Here is a 4,893-nt window from a genome sequence, read left to right on the forward strand (position 1 = left end):
AGGTAAAATAAAATTATTCTTTATCAATCTTGTTGGTAGCTAGGGATGTATTGGTTAATAGTAGTGGTAATCCGAAACACATCGGTCTGATAAATATAAGAACTAGTGGTTATCTATTCCCATACCATTACAAATTTAACGCTGTCGTACCGACAAGAGGCAACTTGAATGTTAGATAAAAAAGACGCAATGAGTGCTATTGCTAGCTACAGAATGGAAAGCACACTTCGTGGAGTAGACTTAAACCTTTTGACTGTATTTGATGCAGTAATGCAAGAGCAAAACATTACACGTGCAGCTCACAATTTAGGTATGTCTCAGCCGGCTGTAAGTAACGCTGTGGCTCGCTTGAAAGTGATGTTTAACGACGAACTATTTATGCGCCAGGGTCGTGGTATTCAACCGACTCAACGTGCACGTCAGTTGTTCGGTCCTATCCGCCAAGCGCTTCAACTAGTACGCAACGAATTACCAAGCTCTGTGTTCTCTCCAGAGTCGTCTTCTCGCCTGTTCAAGCTTGCGATTTGTAGCCCTTGTGACATGCGTTTTGCACCTAAGATTATGTCGACTATCAACGAGCAAGCACCTAGCGTTAAACTGCACATGGATGCTGAATTTGATCGTCAACTTTCTGAGCGTATGCGCTACCAAGAAATCGACTTCGTGATCGATTACGCTCGCTTTGATGAGCAAGGTTTCTCAAGTACTGAGATTTTCCAAGACGAATTGGTTGTGGTTGCTTCGTCTTCTCACCCACGCATTAACGGTGAAGTGACAGCTGAAGAGCTATTGAACGAGAAGCACGCTAAACTGTCTCGCATTCACGGCCAACGCAGCTTCTCTGAGCAAGCATACCGTGACCTAGATTGCATGCCTTTCTACGAAGGTACGAGCCTAAGCAACGTACTTTACGTTGTTGGTCAATCAGAGTTAGTGACGATTGCACCTCGCTGGATGGTAGAGCACGCAGCAAACAAAGAGAACCTACAGATTCTAGATTTCCCATTCGATAATGCGGCAATCTCTGGCTACCTAAGCTGGCACGAATCAAGTGAAAAAGATAAGGGACACATTTGGTTACGAGATCAGCTGATGATGATCTGTGGCGAAGTAGTGGCGCTTAACTAAGCACTAAACTCTATGATTTATAAGCCCTAAGCTGGGAGTCTGGCTTGGGGCTTTTTTGTACCTGCTATTTTTGTTGATAGAAAACTTAGCGTGATACGTACTATTACTTATAACTTTGAGCTTCATCAGTTGCCTTTTCCATGATCAGAGGTACACTTGTGCGCTCAAAAAAGCTTACAGGTGTAAGCCAAAGGTAAAGAGATGGCCAATTTAGATTTTCATATCGTAAAAAGACTTCGTGACCAAATTGCCCAAGGCGGCAACCGTACAGCTTTGAAGCACAAAGTAGATAATGTATGGCAAGGTATTAGCTGGCAGCAGTTTGGACAACAAATCGATACGCTTTCATTAGCACTATTGGCTCAGGGACTGAGAGTTCAAGATAAGATCGGTATCTATTCAAACAATATGCCTCAATGGACCGTGGCAGATTTTGCATCTTTACAAGCTCGTCTTGTGACTGTGCCGATTTATCCAACCAACACAGCAGCGCAGTCGTCTTACATCATCCAAAATGCGGATGTGAAGATCTTATTCGTTGGTGAGCAAGTCCAATTTGACGCGGCCGTGAGCCTATTTGAAGAGTGCGAACAGCTAGAAGTGGTTGTCGCGATGTCTGATGATATCGATCTTCAAGGCCATAGCTTTGCGGTATCTTGGACTGATTTCATGGCGCGCGGTGTTGAGGCTCAGCAAGCTGAACTTGATACTCGTCTTGCTGACGCAAGCATGGACGACTTACTGACTCTTATCTATACCTCTGGTACTACAGGTCAACCTAAGGGCGTAATGCTTGATTACACCAATGTTGGCTATCAACTAGAAGGGCACGATGAGCGCTTGAGCTTAACGAAAGACGATGTCTCATTGTGTTTCTTACCTTTATCTCACGTATTTGAGCGTGCGTGGACTTTCTACGTGCTCTACAAAGGCGCAACCAACTGTTACCTGCAAGATACTATGCAGGTGCGTGACGCGCTGAGCGACGTGAAGCCGACCGTGATGTGTGCGGTTCCACGTTTCTACGAGAAAATCTTCTCAGCGATTCACGAGAAGGTTTCGAAAGCGCCGTTTATCCGTAAAGTGCTATTTACTTGGGCAGTAAACATGGGCGCGAAGCTGTCGGTTTGTCACCAAGAAGGTCGCACACCATCACTGATGCTGAAGAAGAGCCATGCACTAGCTGATAAGCTTGTGTTATCTAAATTGCGAGCGCTGCTTGGCGGTAACATCAACTTCATGCCATGTGGTGGTGCGAAGCTCGATGAAACCATTGGTCGTTTTTTCCACGCTATCGGCATTAACGTAAAACTTGGTTACGGCATGACTGAAACCACAGCAACGGTTTCGTGCTGGGATGACCGCTGCTTTAACCCTGACTCGATTGGTATGGCGATGCCGGGCGCGGAAGTGAAAATTGGTGCGCAGAATGAGATTCTTGTTCGCGGCACAATGGTAATGCGTGGTTACTACAAAATGCCAGAAGAGACAGCGAAAACGTTCGACGAGCATGGTTTCTTGAAAACCGGAGATGCGGGTCATTTTGATGAAAATGGTAACCTGTTTATTACCGACCGTATCAAAGAGCTGATGAAAACCTCAGGTGGCAAGTACATTGCACCGCAAGTAGTAGAGGGCGCGATCGGTAAAGACCACTTCATTGAACAGATTGCCGTTATTGCTGATACGCGTAAATTCGTTTCTGCACTGATTGTTCCGTGTTACGACTCTCTTGAAGAGTACGCTAAAGAATTGAATATCAAGTACCACGACCGCGTTGAATTGATTAAGCACCATCAGATCGTTGAGATGCTTGAGAAGCGTGTGAATGACTTGCAGCAAGAATTGGCTAAGTTTGAACAAGTGAAGAAGTTCAAGCTATTACCAAAAGCATTTTCGATGGATGATGGCGAACTGACGCCAACTCAGAAATTGCGTCGTAAAGTTATCAACGACAAGTATCAAGACGAAATCGAAGAAATGTACACTGAAAAGTCGAAAGATAAGTAGATTTCTGCTGAGATAAATTTTCAGTTGTTTAAAAATCCCCCTACGAATGTGATTGCATTTTAGGGGGATTTTTCATGCCTTAAGGCTTGGAATAATGTGCGAAGACGCACACAGGAAAGCGCTTCATTTATCGATAATTAGTCATTTATATAAATATTAAGTGCTTTTTTTGTCTTTGTTTGTAGTGTTTGTAACTGGTTATTTAACTCTGCTTAGGTTTTGTTTGATGCTTTAAGCTGATAGTTGGTTTTTTGGCATAATTGTCGATTAACAGGTGTTAGACCGGATGATAATAAAGCGTTAAAGTTGTTTCGTATCACTGTTTGTTGTTATCACGACAGACAGCCATAGCCGAAAAAGTGGAAGTATTTCGAATTAGGCTACGAATAAGCCCTAGACTATGAAAAACCAGCCCAACACGTTCACCAAATGTGCTTGGAAACTGGTGAGGAGAGCAATATGACAACAAAACCTGAAACAGCAATGTTATCCGGCGCTGAGATGGTGGTGCAGTCTCTTATTGAAGAGGGTGTAGAACAAATCTTTGGTTACCCAGGTGGTTCTGTACTTGATATCTATGATGCGCTGCATGCGAAAACTGATGAAATCAAACACGTATTAGTACGACACGAACAAGCCGCTACCCATATGGCAGACGGCTATACTCGTTCTACCGGCAAGCCTGGTGTAGTACTGGTATGTTCTGGTCCTGGCGCAACCAATACCGTAACAGGTATCGCAACGGCGTACATGGACTCGATTCCAATGATCGTTATCTCAGGTAACGTACCAAACAATCTCATTGGTAATGATGCCTTCCAAGAGTGTGACATCGTGGGTGTATCTCGCCCGATAGTTAAACACAGCTTCCTAGTTAAGAAAGCGGAAGATATCCCTGAAGTTCTAAAAAAAGCATTCTATATTTCAACGACAGGACGTCCTGGTCCTGTGGTTATCGACTTGCCAAAAGATGTATTAAATCCGCAAATTAAGCTTCCTTATCAATACCCAGAAACGATCAAGATGCGTTCGTACAACCCAACGGTTACGGGTCATAAAGGTCAGATTAAGAAGGCACTAAAGGCACTTCTTGAAGCGAAAAAGCCAGTACTTTATGTCGGTGGCGGTGCGGTTATCTCTGAGGCCGATCAACAGCTGATCAAATTGGCTGAAGCATTGAATTTACCTGTAGTAAGCACTTTAATGGGGCTTGGTGCCTTCCCGGGCACGCACAAGAACTCTCTAGGCATGCTTGGCATGCACGGTTTGTACGAAGCCAATATGGCGATGCACAACGCCGATCTTATTTTTGGTGTCGGTGTACGTTTTGATGATCGTACAACCAACAACCTTGATAAGTACTGCCCAAACGCGAAGATCATGCATATTGATATCGACCCGTCGTCGATCTCTAAGAACGTGAAAGTGGATCTACCAATCGTAGGTTCTGCGGAAAAAGTACTAGAGAGCATGGTTAATCTACTGGTTGAGCAAGGCGGCACCAATGATGCTGAAGCTCTGGAAAGCTGGTGGAGTGAAATCAAGCAGTGGCAAGATCGTAACTGCTTAGCGTATGAAAAGTCTTCTGAGTGCATTAAGCCGCAGCAAGTTATTGAAGCTCTGCACAAAGTAACCAATGGCGATGCTTACGTTGCTTCTGACGTTGGTCAACATCAAATGTTCGCAGCGTTATACTACCCATTTAATAAACCGCGCCGTTGGATTAACTCTGGTGGCCTAGGCACTATGGGCTTT

At 44.3% G+C, this 4,893-nt stretch carries 3 protein-coding genes; all 3 read left to right on the plus strand.

Annotated elements, in window-relative coordinates; all coding sequences use genetic code 11:
• Positions 1-168 precede the first annotated feature (168 nt).
• A complete protein-coding gene (gene leuO, locus BCT81_RS19380) occupies positions 169-1,128 on the plus strand; it encodes a transcriptional regulator LeuO (protein WP_061033548.1) in 960 nt (319 codons plus the stop codon).
• Between the two features lie 201 nt (positions 1,129-1,329).
• On the plus strand, positions 1,330-3,138 hold the full coding sequence (locus BCT81_RS19385) for a long-chain fatty acid--CoA ligase (protein ID WP_102425517.1): 1,809 nt from the start codon (positions 1,330-1,332) through the stop codon (positions 3,136-3,138).
• 459 nt (positions 3,139-3,597) lie between these two features.
• A partial coding sequence (ilvB, locus tag BCT81_RS19390) for a biosynthetic-type acetolactate synthase large subunit (protein WP_102425518.1) occupies positions 3,598-4,893 on the plus strand: 1,296 nt, incomplete at its 3' end.

Origin of the sequence: Vibrio sp. 10N.261.52.A1, assembly GCF_002876325.1 — a bacterium.
Taxonomy (GTDB): domain Bacteria; phylum Pseudomonadota; class Gammaproteobacteria; order Enterobacterales; family Vibrionaceae; genus Vibrio; species Vibrio chagasii.